Raw genomic sequence first — 16,033 nt, 5'->3', positions numbered from 1 at the left:
GCAACGGGTTGCACGCATCGGACGCATGCCGGGCGTGAGCGCACGATCCCTTGACCCGGCTGCCACGGCGCCCGACCTTTGCGGCAGCTTCGGGGCAATCCGCCCCCTCGCCCGGCCCTGCGCCGGGTGGGCCCGAGACAAGGCATGCAATCCATGAGCGAACTGACCAAGGCCGTCACCGACGACACCTTCAAGCAGGACGTGCTGGAAGCGTCCGGCGCCGTGCTGGTGGATTTCTGGGCGGAGTGGTGCGGCCCCTGCCGGATGGTCGGCCCGATCCTCGACGAGCTGGCCAAGGAGTATGAGGGCAAGCTGACCGTCGCCAAGGTGAACATCGACGAGAACCCGATGACGCCGAACGAGTATGCGGTCCGCGGCATCCCCACCATGCTGCTCTTCAAGGACGGCAAGCTGGTGGACACCAAGGTGGGCGCCTCGCCCAAGGGCCAGCTCAAGGGCTGGATCGACAGCAACATCGGCTGAGAACTCCCCACAAGACCGCTGCGCGGCTTTGCGGGGGCCCCATGGACTCTCCTCTCGGCCAGGAGCCGTCACAGCCTGTCGCGGCGAAGCCGCGCCAGGACAACGGGCAGCGACGGTTGTGACAGGCGCTCTGAGGCGAGGCGCCGCCGGGATGGCGGCGGCCGGGGGACGCCCCATCTTCCGCCGCATGCGGCCCCTCCTCCTCGCCTTCCTGTCCCTGATCCTCGCCGCCGGTGCCCGGGCACAGCCGGCGGCGTTCCGTGTCGAGCCCTTCGCCTCCGGGCTGGAAAATCCCTGGGGTGCCGCCTTCCTCCCGGATGGCCGGCTGCTGGTGACGGAACGCCCCGGCCGGCTGCGGCTGGTCGGGCGCGACGGCCGTGTCTCGCCGCCGCTGGCCGGGGTGCCGCAGGTGGAGGCGGCGGGCCAGGGCGGGCTGCTCGACATCGCCCTCGCCCCGGATTTCGCCCGCACGCGGGAGGTCTATCTCTGCCAGGCCGCGCTGGTGCCGGGCGGCGCCCTGACCCGGCTGGTGCGCGCCCGGCTCTCGCGCGACGCCCGCGCGCTGCAACGGGTCCGGCCCATCCTCGATGCGACGCCGCCGCAGGCGAGCGGGCGCAACCACTATGGCTGCCGCATCGTCTTCGGCCGCGACGGCGCGCTCTTCCTCTCGGTGGGCGAGCGCTACGAGACCAAGCAGCGGGCGCAGCGGCTCGCGGATCTCGGCGGCAAGGTGCTGCGGCTCTCCCGCGACGGCACGCCGTGGCGCGGCAACCCCTTCGCCGGCCGCGCCGGGGCGCGGGCCGAGATCTTCACCTATGGCCACCGCAACCCGCAGGGCCTCGCCGTCAATCCCTGGACCGGCAGCCTGTGGGAGGCGGAGTTCGGCCCGCTCGGCGGCGACGAGATCAACCTCCTCCGCCCCGGCCGGAATTACGGCTGGCCGGTCGTCACCCATGGCCGCGACTATGACGGCACGGCGATCGGCGAGGGCGCGTCGCGGCCGGACATGGAGGAGCCGATCCATGTCTGGCTGCCCTCGGTCAGCCCCTCGGGCATCGCCTTCTACACCGGCGGCGCCTTCCCGGCCTGGCGCGGCAGCCTCTTCGTCGCGGCGCTGAACCCGCCCGGCCTGGTGCGGCTCTCGACCGAGGGCGACCGGGTGACGGGCGAGGAGCGGCTGTTGCAGGACGGCCCGCGGCTGCGGCAGGTGGTGCAGGGGCCGGAGGGCGCCCTCTACCTGCTCACCGACGAGGCGGAGGGGCGCATCCTGCGGCTGGTGCCGGCGCGGTAGGGCCGCCGCTCAATACAGCAGCACGTCGCGGTCGGTGAAATGCACCCGCTCGATGGAGACGAGCCGGTCGGTTCCCTCCGGCCCGGTGGCGAGCCAGGAGCCGTCCGCCTGGCGCGTCAGGAGGGTGCTCGCCGCCTTGCCGGCGATGACGGCGACATCGATGCCCGTGCCGCCATCGAGCAGGTCGTCGCCGGCGCCGCCGATCAGCGTGTCGTTGCCCGCGCCGCCGCGCAGCGTGTCGGCCCCGGCAAGGCCACGGAACCAATCGTTGCCGGCGCCGCCGGTGATCGAGTCCCGCTCGAAGCCGTGCAGCAGCATAGTGTTGCCGCCGCCGGTCAGCACCTGCCCCGCCGCGTCATTCTCCAGCCGCAGCGCGCCCAGCGCATGCGACAGGCTGAAAGAGAGCAGGTCCTGCCCCGGCCCGCCATCCAGCAGCACCGCCCAGTTCAGGGCGACGATGGTGTCGTTGCCGGCGCCGCCGAGCAGGCTGTCGCGGCCGCCATTGCCATCCATGGCGTCGTTGCCGTCGCCGCCCATCAGCGTGTCGTCGCCGGCGCCGCCGCGCAGCGTGTCGTTGCCCGCGCCGCCATCGAGGAGATCGTTGCCGGCAACGCCTTCCAGCACGTCGTTGCCCGCGCCGCCGCGCAGCGTGTCGTTGCCGGCGAGGCCGCGGAAGACATCGTTGCCGGCGCCGCCGATGATGGACTCCGTCTCGAAGCCGCGCAGCAGCGTCGTGTTGCCGCCGCCCGTCAGCACCTGCCCCGCCGCATCGGCCACCAGCCGCAGCGCCCCGATCGCGCCGCCGAGGTTGAAGGAGAGCCGGTCCTGCCCCGGGCCACCATCGAGCAGCGCCGCCCAGGCGGAGCAGATGATGGTGTCGTTGCCGGCGCCGCCCAGCACGCTGTCACGCCCGACATTGCCATCCATGGCGTCGTTGCCGTCGCCGCCCATCAGCGTGTCGTCGCCGGCGCCGCCGCGCAGCGTGTCGTTGCCCGCGCCGCCGAGCAGCAGGTCGTCACCCGTGCCGCCGTCCAGCACGTCCTTGCCGCCACCGGCCGCGAGCGTGTCGTTGCCGCCGCCGCCGAGCAGCGTCACCGCCCCGGCGAGGCTTGCCGGCAGCAGCAGCGCATCGGCACCGGCATTGCCCTCGAACCGTTCCATACCGAGGGGTGCCGCATTGCGCAGGTCGAGCAGGGCGTTCCCCGCCGGCGCCACCCAGCGATCCGTGCCGGCGCCGCCATCGAGGCGGTCGGCGAAGAGGGCGACATTGGTGAAGGTGAGGAGCCGCGCGGTGCCGTCGCCGAGCGCGAGCGAGAGGCTGCCGGTGAAGCGCCCATCCGCCTCCGGGGAGAACAAGTCGTCGCCCTCGCCGCCCTGCAGCAGGTCGGCGCCGGGCCCAGGTTGCAGCGTGTCGTTGCCGGCACCGCCGAGCAGCGTGTCGTTGCCGGCGCCGCCCATCAGCATGTTCGCGTTGCCGTTGCCGGCGAGGCGGTCGGCGAAGTCGCTGCCGCGGGCATGGTCGATCAGCACCAGCCGGTCGGTGCCCCCCCAGCCATCCCAGGCGGTGCCGGCGGCGAGATCGACCACGACCGCGGCCGGGTCGCCGGCATAATCCGCCAGCACCAGGCTGCGGGCCTGCGGGCCGCGCAGCGTGTCGTCGCCGGCCAGGCCGCGCAGCGTGGTGTAGACCCCGGCGATGGCGATGCCAGTCAGGTCGTCGCCGAGCCGGGAGCCCCAGGCGCCCTCGAGGTTGCGCAGCACATCCTGCCCACCCCAGGGATCGGTCGCCCGGCCGGTCGAGAGATCGACCACCGCACCCCGCAGCGGCAGGTCGCTGCCCGGCGCGATCACGTCGTAGGCGACGATATCCTTGCCGGCGCCGCCATCGATGGTGTCGTCGCCCGCCGCGCCGGCCAGCCGGTCACTGCCCGCCGAGCCGCGCAGGCTGTCATTCCCGGCGCCGCCGCTCGCCACCTCGATGCCGGTCAGGCGGTCGACGCCGCCCGGCTTCTCCGCCAGCCCCGCGGCGAGGTCGACCGCCACCGCGCCGCTGCCGGCATAGCGCCACTCATCCGTGCCGCCGCGGCCATCGAAGAGCTTGTTGCCGGCAGCGCCGGACAGGAACAGGTCGTCGCCCGCCGAGCCCAGCACCGTATCGGCATAGGCCGAGGTCACCGCCACGCGGCGGATGCCGCTCAGCCGGTCGGTGCCGCCCCAGCCATCCTGCGCGGTGCCGGCGGCGAGGTCGATCCGCGCCGCCGCCGGGCTGGCGCCGTAGCTCGCCTGCACCCCGGCCCCGCCGATCAGCGTATCGTCGCCCGCCCGCCCCTCGAGGCTGATGGCGAAGAAACCGGCCGGTGCCGCGCCCGCATCCAGCCGGTCCGCCCCGGCGGTCCCGCTGAAGGCCTGGATGCCGGCGATGCTGTCGGTGCCACCCTGGCTTTTCGTCACCGTGCCGTGGCCATCGGCGGCGAGGCGCAGCGCGACGCTGCCGCCGAGGCCGGCATAGCTCAGCGCGTTGGCCGCGCCGGCGCCACCCTCGATGACGTCGCTGCCGCCGCTGCCGAGGAAGGTCTCGTTGAGGCTGCCGCCCCGCAGCGTGTCGTTGCCCGCCGTGCCGGCGACCTGCACGCCGCCGCGCAGCACCGAGAGGAAGGTGCCGGCGATGAAATCGGTGGGCCCGATGCTGACGGGCTGGGCGGTGGAGCCGATGCGCCAGACCGCATCCGTGGCATCGACGCGACCGTTGCGGTCGAGGTCGAGCACCAGCCAGCCGCCGGCCGGCACGGTGCCGCCGGCGAGGGCCGGCACCCAGTAGAGGAGATAGGCCCCGGTCGCCCCGGTCGGCAGCGCCGGCAGGGCCGTGCCCGCCGGCAAGGCGGAAAGCGCGCGGGTGACGCCGCCCCAGAGCAGGGCGCGCGCCACGCCATCGCTGCCGGCATAGGTGCCGGCATCGGCGCCGCTGCCATCGGCCTGTCCCGTCCAGGCATCGGAGAGGCGCAGCCGGTCGCCCTCGGCGGCGCTGAAGCCGGTCACCTGGTCCATGCCGGAGAGCGTCGACCAGGCGGCCTCGCCCATCGCCTGCAACAGGATGGTATCGGCCCCGGCGCCGCCCTCCAGGGTATCGGCGCCGGGGCCGCCCTCGAGGCTGTCATCGCCCTCGCCGCCCCGCAGCACGTCGCGGTCGGCGCCGCCCTGCAACAGGTCGTCGCCGGCGCCGCCGAGCAGCGTGTCGTTGCCGACGCCGCCGAGCAGGACATCGGTCCCCGCGCCGCCATCCAGCGAATCGTTACCATCGCCGCCCTCGAGGCTGTCGAAGCCGTCGCCGCCGAGCAGCGTGTCCTGCCCCGCGCCGCCGAGCAGCGTGTCGCTGCCGCCGCCACCCGACAGGCGGTCATTGCCGCCGAAGCCGTGCAGGCGGTCGGCCGCGGCGGTGCCGGCGAGGCTATCCGCGCCGATGCTGCCCAGCAGGGCGAGGCTGCCGGCGAGGAAGGCCTCCGGCCCGATCGCCTGGCCCGCGGGCAGGTCGAAGCGCGCCACCAGGTCGACGGCACCCAGCACGCCGTCGCGGTCGGCATCGAGGATCAGCCAGCCGCCGGACCCGGTATCCGGCAGCCAGCGCAGCAGGAAGCCGGCGCCGCCGGTCGGGTCGGGCAAGGCGAGGCCGGCGAGCGGCGCCGCGGCCGGCGCCAGGCTGCCGCCCCAGCCGATGGGCAGCGGCGTCTCGCCGGGCAAGGCCCAACTGCCGGTGGCGATGGGCCAGAGCTCGCCCGCGACGGGCTGGGCGCGCAGCGCCAGGAGGTCGCCCTGGGCGAGCGAAAAATCGAGGATGCGCTGCATGGCGCCAAGGGTGGAGGCGACGCCGTCGATGCCCTGCAGCAGAATGAGGTCGGCGCCGCCGCCGCCGCGCAGGCTGTCCGCCCCGCCGCCGCCCAGCAGCGTATCCGCCCCCATGCCGCCTTCGAGCGAATCCGCCCCGGCCGTGCCCTGCAGCACATCATCCGCGGCGCTGCCGCCCAGTGTCGCCATGGCCCGCCGCCACATCCTCCACGCCCGCGGCGCGAAGGCGCCATGGGCAGGCCTGGGTAGCGGCGCCGGGCTTGAGGAAGGGTGAAGGCGGCACCGCTGGCGCCCGCCCCGTGAACAGCCCTTCACGGGGTGGGCGCCAACCTGTCGTCTTCATGGCATCCTCACCCGCCCCGGCGAGGCCGGCGGAGCGGGATCCGCTCTACGCCTTGGTGGCGGGCTGCTGCTTCCGGAACTCGGCGTGGAACTCCTCCGCCATGCCCTTCAGGGCACGGCCGATGCGGGCGTATTCGTACTCGTTGAGATTGGCGAGCGAGGCGCGCGCCGCCGGCCGCTGCGTTCCGAAGCCGCGGCCGGGCAGCAGCACGATGCCGGTCTCGTCGGCAATGCGGAAGAGCAGGTCGCCGGAGGAGGACCGCTCGGTGATCCAGGTTGCGAATTCCCGGCCATGCAGCCGCTCGGCGATCCGCTCCAGATCGAGCAGCGTGTAATAGTCGACGGCGTTCGGGCCGGATTCGGGCGCCAGGCCGAGCTCGCGGTAGAGCGCCGCCTCGCGCCGCCGCACCAGCTTCTTCAGCTCCGCCTTGTAGGCGTCGTTCTCGTCCATCATGGCGAAGAGGGCGAACATCACCATCTGCACCTGCTGCGGCGTGGACAGGCCCGCGGTGTGGTTCAGCGCCACGGTGCGGCTGTCGGCCACCAGCCGGTCGATGAAGCGGAGCGCGCGCACATCCGGCACCAGCGAGCCGTAGCGGCGGTCGAGCGTCGCCTTCACCGGCTCCGGCAGCGCCGCGAGGGCGCGGTCCATGGCGTTGTCGCGATGCGTCGCCACCACGCCGAGCCGCCAGCCGGTGGCGCCGAAATACTTGGAGAAGGAGTAGACCAGGACGGTGTTCTGGGGGCAGACCGCGAAGAGGGAGCGGAAATCGTCGGCGAAGGTGCCGTAGACGTCGTCGGTGAGGATGATGAGGTCCGGCCGGCTCTCCTTCACGATGGCGGCGATGCGCTCCAGGCTGCGGTCGTCCATCTTCACCGAGGGCGGGTTGCTCGGGTTGACGCAGAAGAAGACCTTGACCGCCGGGTCCTTCAGCTTGTCCAGCTCGGCATCCGGATACTGCCAGCCCTGCGCCGGATTGGCGTGCAGCGGCACCTCCTCCAGCGCGTAATTCTCGAGCTGCGGAATCTCGATGTAGGGCGTGAAGACCGGCAGCCCGATCGCCACCTTGTCGCCCTTGGCGATGAGGTGGTTCTTCTGCATGCTGTCGAAGATGTAGGTCATGGCGGCGGTGCCGCCCTCGAGCGCGAAAAGGTCGATCGCCTCGCCGGGCAGATGGCCGCCCACCATCTCCTTCACCAGATACTGCCGCACGACCTCCTCGCTCATGCGCAGCATGCGCGGCGGCTCGGGATAGGTGCCGCCCAGGATGCCCTCGACCATCTCGTGCAGGAAGGCCGAGGCGGATAGGCCGAGCTGGTCGCGGACATAGCTCAGCGCCCGGCCGAGGAAGGCGACGCCCTCCTGGTCGCGGTGATCGGCGACGAAGCGCTCGAAGCGCCCCTCGATGCCCTCGATGCGGGGCAGGCCGCCGACGCCGTTCGGCATGTAGGAATAGGACAACTCGGATTCCGCCACCGCGAAGAGGCCGAGACGGAGGAAGGCGCGGCGCGGCAGGGTCGCCATGAAATTCGGGTTGCCGCGGCCGGCATTCAGCATCAGCCGGTTCGCCTTGCTCGACGCCAGCTTGATCAGTTCGTCCTTCAGCTCGAAGGGGCTGAGCTTCGCGTACTGCGCGTAGTCGTCCTTGCGGGGTTCCATGGGTCGGCCTCCTGCCGATGCCTCACGCGAGCGCCACGACCAGCGGCCCCAACAGCGTGAGGAAGACATTGGCGAGCGCATAGGTGATGGCGAAGGGCGTCGTGGGGATGGAATTGCCGGCCTTGTCCAGCACCTCGCCGAAGGCCGGGTTGGCGGAGCGGGAGCCGGACAGCGCGCCGGCGAAGACCGCGGTGTTGTCGTAGCGCAGCAGGTAGCGGCCGACCGCCATGGTGATCAGCATCGGCAGCAGGGTGACCACCACGCCGAGGAGGAACAGGGTCAGCCCCTGCTGCGCCACCGTCGTCACCGCCTGCTGCCCGGATTGCAGCCCGACCGCCGCGACGAAGCCGGCCAGGCCGAGGTCGCGCAGCAGGGTCGAGGCGCCGACCGGCATGTTGCCGACGGCGAGGTTGCGGCCGCGATACCAGCCGAAGAGCAGGCCGGAGAGCAGCGCGCCGCCGCCGCTGCCGAGCGTCAGCGGCACGTCGCCGATGCGCACCACCACGAGCCCGATCAGCAGCCCGACCGCGAGGCCGAGGCCGTGGAAGACGAAATCCGTCTTGTCCGAGGACACGATCACGGTGCCGGCCGAGGCCGCGGCGCGCTTCACGTCGCTCTCCGTGCCGTAGAGCGTGGCGATGTCGGCCTTCTCCACCCGCGTGGCCGGCGTCAACGGCACCGGCTGGCCGGCGCGATGCAGGCCGGTGAGGAAGACGCCGTGCCGCATCTCGGGCGCGGTCGCCGCCATGATCTCGGCGACGCTATGGCCGACATAGGCCGGGTTGGTCACCGCCACGTCGCGGGTGAGGGTGACGACGTCCATCCCCTCGGAGGATTGCAGCTCCGGCCCGATCCCGCCGGCCAGGTCGAGCATGCCGGCCCGCCGCCCCACCAGCAGCACCACGTCGCCGCGTTGCAGGGTCACCGTGGGCTCGACGCCGACCAGCCGCCCGGCATGCTTGATGCGCTCGACCGAGACCGGGGCGCCGGCCCGCGCCTCGAGCTGGGCGACACTCTGTCCCGCCGCCTGGTCCACCTGGAACAGCCGCCCGACCAGGTCGGGCGCCGCCGGCTGCTCGCCCGGCGCATAGACGCGGGCACCGGCCAACAGCTTCGCCTCGGCCCGGATGGCATCGTCGCGGATGCCGCGGCCGGTGAACCAGGGCAGGATGTTGACGCAGACGATGATGGCGCCGAAGGAGCCGAAGATATAGGTCACGGCATAGCCCACCGCGACGTTGCCCTGCAGCCGCTGCACCTCGTCGAGCGGCAGGCCGAGCTTGGCGATGGCCGCGCCGGCGGTGCCGATGATCGCCGATTGCGTCAGCCCGCCCGCGGCGATGCCGGCGGCGAGGCCTTTGTCGAGCCCGAAGAGGCGCGCCAGGATCACCACCGTCGCCAGGCCGCTCAGCGCCAGCACCGCGGCCATGACGATCTCGCGGATGGATTGCAGGCCGAGCGAGCGGAAGAATTGCGGCCCGCTCTCGAATCCTACCGCGTAGATGAAGAGCGCAAACAGGATCGACTTGACACCGTTGTCGATATGCACGCCGAACTGGCTGATGACGACCGCGGCGAGCAACGATCCGGCGACGCCGCCAAGCTGGAACTTGCCGAATTGGATGCGGCCTATGGCATAGCCGATGGCCAGCGACAGGAAGAGCGCGACCTCGGGGGACTGGTCCAGTATGGCGTGCAGCCAGGACATGGCACGTCGACCCCGCGGTGCAGCCGACACAACCTAGCGCGATGGAAAAGGTTGCCGGGCGGATCGCGGTCAGGACCGCCCTGTGTCCCCGGGCCGCGCGTGTCTCAGAACTGCTTCAGCAACCTGTCGATGTAGTCGAGCTCCTCCATCGGGCGCTCGCGCTCCGCGCCGCGCCGCCGCAGCTCCTCCTGCAGCCGCCGGGTCCGCAGCATCTCCGCCTCCTCCGGCACCCGCGTATCGGCGCCGTTGTCGGCGTTGCCGTTGACGTCGCGCGAGCGGCGGCCGAGCGGATCGCGCCCCTCGCCCTGGCCATGCGCCTGGTCCTGGCCCGTGCCGCCGGGCTGGTTCTCGCCCGTCATGTCCTGCGGGTCGCCGTCCTCGTCGCCTTCCTGGCTCATGCCGAACTGGCGCTGCATGGACTGGGCCATCTGCCGCCCGCCCTCCTGCAACGCCTGCAAGGCGCGCTGCTGCGCCGCGCGGGCATCGCCGCCCTGGCTCAGCTGCTCCTGCGCCTCGCGCATCGCCTGGTCGGCACGGCCAAGCGCCTCCGGGACCTCGCCGGTCATGTCGCCGAATTGCTGCATCAGCTCGCCGAGCGCGCGCCGCAGCGCCCGTTGCCGGCGGCCATCCTGGTCGCGCGCGGCCTGCTCCTGCTGGCCCTCCCGCTCCCCTCCGCCCTGCTGCTGCGCCGAGGGCGACTGCGGCTGCGGCGCATCCGGCGGCCAGCGGGGATTTTGCTGGTTCAGCCGCTGCTGACGCTCCCGCGTGCTGCGCTCGCGGTCATCCTCGTCGGCGCGCTGGTGGCTGCGGTCGAGCATCTCGGACTGGCGCTTCACCATGTCCTGCACGACGCCCATCTGCTGCTGGCCCTTCTCGCGCCGCTGCTGGCGCTCGGGGCTCTCGGCGCGCTGGGCGCGGCCTTCCTCGAGCGCCTTCAGCATCTCCTCCAGCTCGGCCAGCTCGCGCTTCGCATCCTCGGTCCGGCCCTCGCGCGCCGCCTGCTCCATGCGGCGGGTGCGGCGGTCCATCTCCTTCTGGTCCATCAGCCGCGACTGCGGATCGAAGGGCATCGCCTCGGCATTCTCGCGTTGCAGCTTCTCGGCCAGCGCCTCGAGATGCTGGCGGATGGCGTCGCGCAGCTCCTGGATGCGGCGCTCCAGCTCGGCGCGCTGCTCCTGCGCCTTGGCCTCGTCCTGGTTCGGCGCCTTCTCCTGCTGCTCGGCCTTGTCGAGCGCCTCGCGCAACGCCTCGCGCGCCTGTTGCAGGGCGCGCAGGGTGCGGCCGTCGCGGCCTTCCTCGAGGGCCAGGGCCACCTGCCAGAGGATCTCCTGCACCTCCGGCACCGCCTCGGGCCGGCGGTCGACGATGAGGCGGGTGCGCGCCGTGCGCAGCGCGAGATAGGTGGCGACGTCGTGCTCGAAGGCCTCGGGCGCCGCGGCGACGGCCTCGAGCTCGCGCCGCACCGGCGCCCGGCGCTCCGGCTCCAGCGAAAGCGCCTTGCGCAGGGCGATCAGCCGCTGCGCCACGGGATGGTTGAAGCTCCGCTCCGGGAGGGTGAGCGTCGCGGCCTCGGACTGCCCCTCCTGGCCCGCCCCATCCTTCGCCAGCAGCCGCGCCTCCACCTCCAACCCGGCCCAGGGATGCGCCGAGAGATCGGGCGTGGCGGCGCCCTTCGCCTGCTTCGGGTTCAGCCCCGGCAGCGCCAGGTCCAGCCGCAGCGGCGGCGCCTCGGGCCGCGCCTGCAGCCGCAGCTCGGCCCGCAGATTGGCCAGGCCCCAGTCATCCTCGGCCTTCCAGGGCAGCCGGGTGCCGAGGCCGCGGGGGGCCCGGCCGGGGGGCTCGGCGAAGGCGACGCGGGGCGGCGCATCGGCCTGCACGGTCAGCGCCCAGCGCGCCAGCTCCTCGCCGCCGCGCCGCACGGCGAGGCGGCCGCCATGCTCGAGCAGCGCCTCGGCGGCGAAGCTGGCGCCGTCCAGCGCGCGGAAGGGCGTCGCCTCGGCCTCCATCAGCAACTCGGGCACGGCGCCATGGCCGCCGGAGAGCGAGACCTGCAACCTGCTGCCCGCCGGCACGGTGGCGGCGCCGCCGGCCGGGTCGAGGAACACGGGCGCGGCACCGGTATAGGCGGGCGGCGTCACCCAGGCCTCCAGCTTCAGCGCCGGCGTCGGGGCCGGGCCGGCGAAGGCCGGGGTGACGGCCCGACGAAGCCGCTCCGGCACCTCGTCCCCGGCCACGACCAGGGCGGCGAGGACGGCGAGCCCGACCGCGGCCCGCAGCGCCCGCGGATCGCGCCCCGGCAGGCCGGGGCGCGGCAGGCCGACCTGCAACCGCCGGATCTGCGCCGCGGCCCGCGCCTGGTGCACCCGCCAGAGCGCCAGCGCCGCCGGATCGTTGCCGGCCGGCCGGTCCGAGAGCGTCGCCAGCGGCCGGTGCCGCAGGCCGGCATTGCGCTCCAGCCGCCGCTCGGCCCCGGCATCGTCCGGCAGGCGGAAGCCGCGGAAGGCCCGCCAGCCTGTCCAGCCGAGCAGGCCGGCGGCGGCGAGGAGCAGCAGGATGTGCAACCAGGGCGGCAGCCTCTGCGGCAGGTCGAGCAGGGCGATGACGAGGCCGAGGCCGAGCAGGCCGAGCACCGGCCAGAGGCGCGGCCAGGCCGCCTCCCACAGTAGGGCAAGCCGGGCCAGGCGCCGCCGGCGCCGCAGCAGCGCGGCCAGGCGCCGCATGGACCCGTCCGCGGCGGCGTCGGGATCCGGCGGCGGCGGCCCGGCCGGGCTCAGGGCGCAGCCTCCCCGAGCCAGGGCGGCAGACGTTCGGCCCCGAGCAGCGCCGCGTAGCTCTGCCGCTCCCGCGTCACCGCGAAGCGCGCCCCGTCCACCATCACCTCGGCGGCCAGGGGCCGCATGTTGTAGGTGCTGCTCATCACGGCGCCATAGGCTCCCGCATCCAGGAAGGCGACCAGCGCTCCCGGGGACAGAGATGGCAACGCCCGGCCGCGGGCAAAGGTGTCGCCGGTCTCGCAGACCGGGCCGACCACCTCGGCCGGCGCGAGCGGCGCCACCAGGTCGCGCGCGCCGACCGGCAGGATGCCGTGCCAGGCCTCGTACATGGCCGGCCGCACCAGGTCGTTCATGGCGGCGTCCAGCACCAGGAAGCGACGGTCGGCCCCCTGCTTCTGCAGGATGACGGAGGCGAGCAGCAGGCCAGGCGGGCCGGCGATCCAGCGCCCCGGCTCCAGCATCACCGGCAGGCCGAGCAGGCCGAGGGTGGATTTGATCGCCCCGGCCAGCGCCTCCGGCAGCGGCGCCGGCTCGTCCCGATAGGGGATGCCGAGGCCGCCGCCGCAATCGACATGGCGCACCGGCAGGCCGGCGGCGCGGAGCGCCCGCACCAGCTCGGCGAGCCGGGCATAGGCGGCGCGGTAGGCGGCCATGCCGGCGGTGATCTGGCTGCCGATATGGGTGGCGACGCCGACCGGCTCCAGCCCCGGCAGGGCGGCGAGGCGGGCGTAGAGGGCGGGCGCCTCGGCGATGGCGACGCCGAATTTGTTCTCCGACCGGCCGGTGGTGATCTTGGCATGGGTGCGGGCATCGACATCCGGGTTCACCCGCAGCGCCACCCGCGCGGTGCGGCCCATCGCCGCGGCGAGGGCGGAGAGCATCACCGCCTCCTCGGCGCTTTCGAGGTTGATCTGGGCGATGTCCTCCTCGAGGGCGAGGCGCAGCTCCCGCTCGGTCTTGCCGACGCCGGAGAAGACGATGGCCGAGGCCGGGATACCGGCGGCGCGGGCGGCGCGCAGCTCGCCCTCCGAGACCACGTCGGCGCCGAGCCCCTCATCGGCCAGCACCCGCAACACGGCGCGGCTGCTGTTGGCCTTCACCGCGTAGTGGATGGAGGCGCGCAGCCCGGCGCCGTCCAGCGCCGAGGCGAGGGCGCGGGCACGGCGACGGAGCGCCCCGGCGGAATAGACCCAGGTCGGGGTGCCGATCTCGGCGGCGATGCGGGCGAGCGGGACCTCCTCGACGGTCAGCCCGTCGAGGGCATGCGCGGAGAGGTGCGGCCGGGCGGCGATGAGCTCGGCGAAGCTCGGATCGGCCTCGGCCGGCACGCGGGAAAGGGGGGCAGCCATCCCCCCATTCTGCGGCGCCGCACACCCCCGGGACAAGCGGCACGTCCGTCCCGCGCACGGACAGGCCCGCCCAGGTCGGACGCCCCCTCAGCCGCCTCCCGTTGCCCTGCCGCGGCTTCGCCACGGCAGGCTGTGACGCGACCTGGGCCAGATGCGAAGAACGGGGCCCCGCGGCGGCGCGAAGCGCCGTCGTGGGGAACGCTACGCATAGGCCAATCGGGTCCGCCGCCGCAGCACCAGCCAGCCGGCGATGGCGATGGTCACGGCGTTCCAGGCGATGCCGTTCAGCACCGCGGCGCGGTAGGAGCCGGTGAGGTCGAAGGCGAGGCCGGACATCCAGCCGCCGATCGCCATGCCGACCAGCGTCGCCGAGAGGGCGATGCCGACCCGCGTCCCGACCTCCCGCACCGGCACGTTCTCCCGCACGATCACCGCATAGGTGGAGACGATGCCGCCCTGGAACAGGCCGAAGATGCCGGAGATGAGATAGAGCGAGACCAGCCCGTCGAAGGGCAGGAACAGCGCCAGCGCCACCGCCTGCAAGGTCGCCGAGAGCAGCAGCGTGGCGGCGCTGCCGATGCGGTCCAGGATCGCGCCGAAGGAGAGGCGACTGACCACGCCGCAGGCCAGCATCACCGAGAGCATCTCCGCGCCGCGCGCCGGCCCGTAGCCGAGATCGGCGCAATAGGCGACGATGTGCACCTGCGGCATGGCCATGGCGATGCAGCAGGCGATGCCCGCCACCGCCAGCAGCGCCTGCAGCGTGTTGGGCGCGAGGCCGAGCGGGCTCGCCGGGATCGCCCGCCCGGCCATGGCCGGCGCGGGCTCCTGCCGCGGCGCCGGGCGGCGCAGCACCAGCGCCAGCGGCAGCATCAGCACCAGGCAGGCGATGCCGATCATCACATGCGTCTGCCGCCAGCCATAGGCGGCGATGCCGGCCTGGACCAGCGGCGGCCAGACCGCGCCGGCGAAGTAATTGCCGCTGGCGGCGAGCGAGACGGCGAAGCCGCGGCGGCGGCGGAACCAGAGCGAGGTGTCGGCCACCACCGGCCCGAAGGTGGCGCAGGCGCCGAGCAGCCCGATCAGCCCGCCATGGATGACCGCGTACTGCCCCATGCTGCCGGCCTGGGCGGCGAGGACATAGCCGAGCGCCAGGGCGGCGATGCCGATCAGCACCGGCAGCATGACGCCGAAGCGGTCGGCGAGCCGGCCCATGAGGATGCCGCCGGCGGCGAAGCCGAGGGTGGTCAGGGTATAGGGGAGCGAGGCATCGGCGCGGGCGGTGCCGAATTCCGCCTGCACCGCCGGCAGCGCCACGACGATCGACCAGAGCCCGACCCCGCCGAGGGTGCTGAGCAGCACCGCGGCCGCGAGCCGCATCCAGGCATAGCGGCTGTCCACGCCGGACTCGGCGCGGTGCGCTGCAGGCATCGTTTCCTCCCGCTCCTGCGGCGGCCCTGCGGCCATCCTGGCAGCAAAGCAGCAGATCGCCCCGGGCGGAAAGGGCCGCGGCCATTCGCGGGGAGCATGGCCGGGCCGCGCGGCCCGCCTCGGCCGCCTCAGTCGACGCGCGCGCCGGAGGCCCGGATCAGCGGCGCCAGCCGCGCCTCCTGCGCGGCGCGGTAGCTGGCGATGTCCTCGGTCGAGGTCCACCAGGGCTCGGCCCCGAGGTCGCGATAGGCCTTGACCAGCGCCTCGGACTCCAACGCCTTGCGCGAGAGGGCGCTCATGCGCGCCACCATGGCCGGCGGCAGACCGGCCGGCGCCGAGAGGCAGGTCCAGGAGACGATGTCGAAGCCCGGCAGGAATTCGCTCAAGGCCGGGATCTCCGGCGCCACCGGGCTCCGCTTGAGCGAGGTGACGGCGAGCGGCCGCACCCGGCCCTCGCGCGAGAGCTGCAGGGTGCCGGGGATGTTGTCGAACATCATCTGGATGCGGCCGGCGACCAGGTCGAGCTGCGCCGGGGCGCTGCCGCGATAGGGCACATGCACCATCTGCACGCCGGCCATCTGGCCGAACATCTCGCCCGCCAGGTGCAGCGTGGTGCCGGCGCCGGCCGAACCGAAGGTGTATCTGCCGGGATGCGCCTTCAGCAGCGCGATCAGCTCCGGCACCGTCCTTGCCGGCAGGTCGAGATTGACCGCCAGCAGGTTCGGCAGCTGCCAGAGCCCGCCCACCAGGGTGAAATCCTTGTGCGGGTCGAAGGGCAGCGAGGCGTAGAGCGTCGGCGCGATGGCATGCGAGGCGATGCCGCCGAGGCCGACCGTGTAGCCATCCGGCGCGGATTTGGCGATCACGTCGGCCCCGACATTGCCGCCCGAGCCGCTGCGGTTCTCGACCACGAATTGCTGGCCGGTGACCTCGCTCATCCGCGCGCACCAGAGGCGCGAGAGCGTGTCGGTCGGCCCGCTCGGCGGATAGGGGTTGACGTAGCGGACCGGCCGGTTCGGCCAGTCGCCGCCCTGGGCGCGGGCGGTGCCGAGCCCCAGCATCCCCAGCCCGGGCGTGGCCAGCGCCGCCAGCCGCAGAGCCGCGCGCCGGCGCAGCGCGCCTCGCCCCGGCGCGGTTCTCCCTTGCCGCATGCTC

General features: G+C 73.6%; 9 protein-coding genes. 2 read left to right on the top strand and 7 right to left on the bottom strand.

The window, feature by feature from the left end:
* The first annotated feature begins 153 nt into the window (after positions 1-153).
* On the top strand, positions 154-483 hold the full coding sequence (trxA, locus tag DOO78_RS00335; RefSeq protein ID WP_111467754.1) for a thioredoxin TrxA: 330 nt from the start codon (positions 154-156) through the stop codon (positions 481-483).
* A gap of 187 nt (positions 484-670) precedes the next feature.
* On the top strand, positions 671-1,774 hold the full coding sequence (locus DOO78_RS00330) for a PQQ-dependent sugar dehydrogenase (RefSeq protein ID WP_165838650.1): 1,104 nt from the start codon (positions 671-673) through the stop codon (positions 1,772-1,774).
* A gap of 9 nt (positions 1,775-1,783) precedes the next feature.
* Here DOO78_RS00330 and DOO78_RS00325 read toward each other — a convergent pair whose 3' ends face one another.
* The 7 genes from DOO78_RS00325 to DOO78_RS00295 all read right to left on the bottom strand — a co-directional run bounded on the left by DOO78_RS00325 (position 1,784) and on the right by DOO78_RS00295 (position 16,029).
* Complete coding sequence (locus DOO78_RS00325) at positions 1,784-5,803, bottom strand: calcium-binding protein (protein ID WP_165838649.1); 4,020 nt, start codon at positions 5,801-5,803, stop codon at positions 1,784-1,786.
* 199 nt (positions 5,804-6,002) lie between these two features.
* Positions 6,003-7,616 carry a bifunctional aspartate transaminase/aspartate 4-decarboxylase gene (locus DOO78_RS00320; RefSeq protein WP_111467751.1) on the bottom strand — a complete coding sequence of 538 codons (1,614 nt, stop codon included), beginning with the start codon at positions 7,614-7,616 and terminating at the stop codon, positions 6,003-6,005.
* A gap of 22 nt (positions 7,617-7,638) precedes the next feature.
* On the bottom strand, positions 7,639-9,324 hold the full coding sequence (gene aspT / locus DOO78_RS00315) for an aspartate-alanine antiporter (RefSeq protein WP_111467750.1): 1,686 nt from the start codon (positions 9,322-9,324) through the stop codon (positions 7,639-7,641).
* A 104-nt stretch (positions 9,325-9,428) separates the two neighbouring features.
* Positions 9,429-12,044 carry a TIGR02302 family protein gene (locus DOO78_RS00310; protein ID WP_111467749.1) on the bottom strand — a complete coding sequence of 872 codons (2,616 nt, stop codon included), beginning with the start codon at positions 12,042-12,044 and terminating at the stop codon, positions 9,429-9,431.
* 50 nt (positions 12,045-12,094) lie between these two features.
* Positions 12,095-13,447 (bottom strand): diaminopimelate decarboxylase, encoded by a 1,353-nt coding sequence (gene lysA / locus DOO78_RS00305; protein ID WP_111467748.1) that lies wholly within the window; start codon positions 13,445-13,447, stop codon positions 12,095-12,097.
* Positions 13,448-13,648: 201 nt separating this feature from the next.
* The gene (locus DOO78_RS00300; protein WP_111467747.1) at positions 13,649-14,878 is read right to left on the bottom strand and encodes an MFS transporter; all 1,230 of its coding nucleotides are present in this window, start codon (positions 14,876-14,878) and stop codon (positions 13,649-13,651) included.
* Between the two features lie 128 nt (positions 14,879-15,006).
* Positions 15,007-16,029 carry a Bug family tripartite tricarboxylate transporter substrate binding protein gene (locus DOO78_RS00295; protein ID WP_111467746.1) on the bottom strand — a complete coding sequence of 341 codons (1,023 nt, stop codon included), beginning with the start codon at positions 16,027-16,029 and terminating at the stop codon, positions 15,007-15,009.
* Between the last annotated feature and the right edge of the window lie 4 nt (positions 16,030-16,033).

Source organism: Roseicella frigidaeris, assembly GCF_003258945.1.
Classification (GTDB): Bacteria; Pseudomonadota; Alphaproteobacteria; order Acetobacterales; family Acetobacteraceae; genus Paracraurococcus; species Paracraurococcus frigidaeris.
The sequence above is the reverse complement of the archived record's forward strand: the minus strand, read 5'-3'. Positions and strand labels throughout refer to the sequence as shown.

Bases quoted from the DNA above. Each gene is read 5' to 3' on its own strand.
- lysA (WP_111467748.1), bottom strand. From the start codon at position 13,447: ATGGCTGCCCCCCTTTCCCGCGTGCCGGCCGAGGCCGATCCGAGCTTC.
- trxA (WP_111467754.1), top strand. From the start codon at position 154: ATGAGCGAACTGACCAAGGCCGTCACCGACGACACCTTCAAGCAGGAC.
- DOO78_RS00310 (WP_111467749.1), bottom strand. From the start codon at position 12,044: ATGCGGCGCCTGGCCGCGCTGCTGCGGCGCCGGCGGCGCCTGGCCCGG.
- aspT (WP_111467750.1), bottom strand. From the start codon at position 9,324: ATGTCCTGGCTGCACGCCATACTGGACCAGTCCCCCGAGGTCGCGCTC.
- DOO78_RS00325 (WP_165838649.1), bottom strand. From the start codon at position 5,803: ATGGCGACACTGGGCGGCAGCGCCGCGGATGATGTGCTGCAGGGCACG.
- DOO78_RS00330 (WP_165838650.1), top strand. From the start codon at position 671: ATGCGGCCCCTCCTCCTCGCCTTCCTGTCCCTGATCCTCGCCGCCGGT.
- DOO78_RS00295 (WP_111467746.1), bottom strand. From the start codon at position 16,029: ATGCGGCAAGGGAGAACCGCGCCGGGGCGAGGCGCGCTGCGCCGGCGC.
- DOO78_RS00300 (WP_111467747.1), bottom strand. From the start codon at position 14,878: ATGCCTGCAGCGCACCGCGCCGAGTCCGGCGTGGACAGCCGCTATGCC.
- DOO78_RS00320 (WP_111467751.1), bottom strand. From the start codon at position 7,616: ATGGAACCCCGCAAGGACGACTACGCGCAGTACGCGAAGCTCAGCCCC.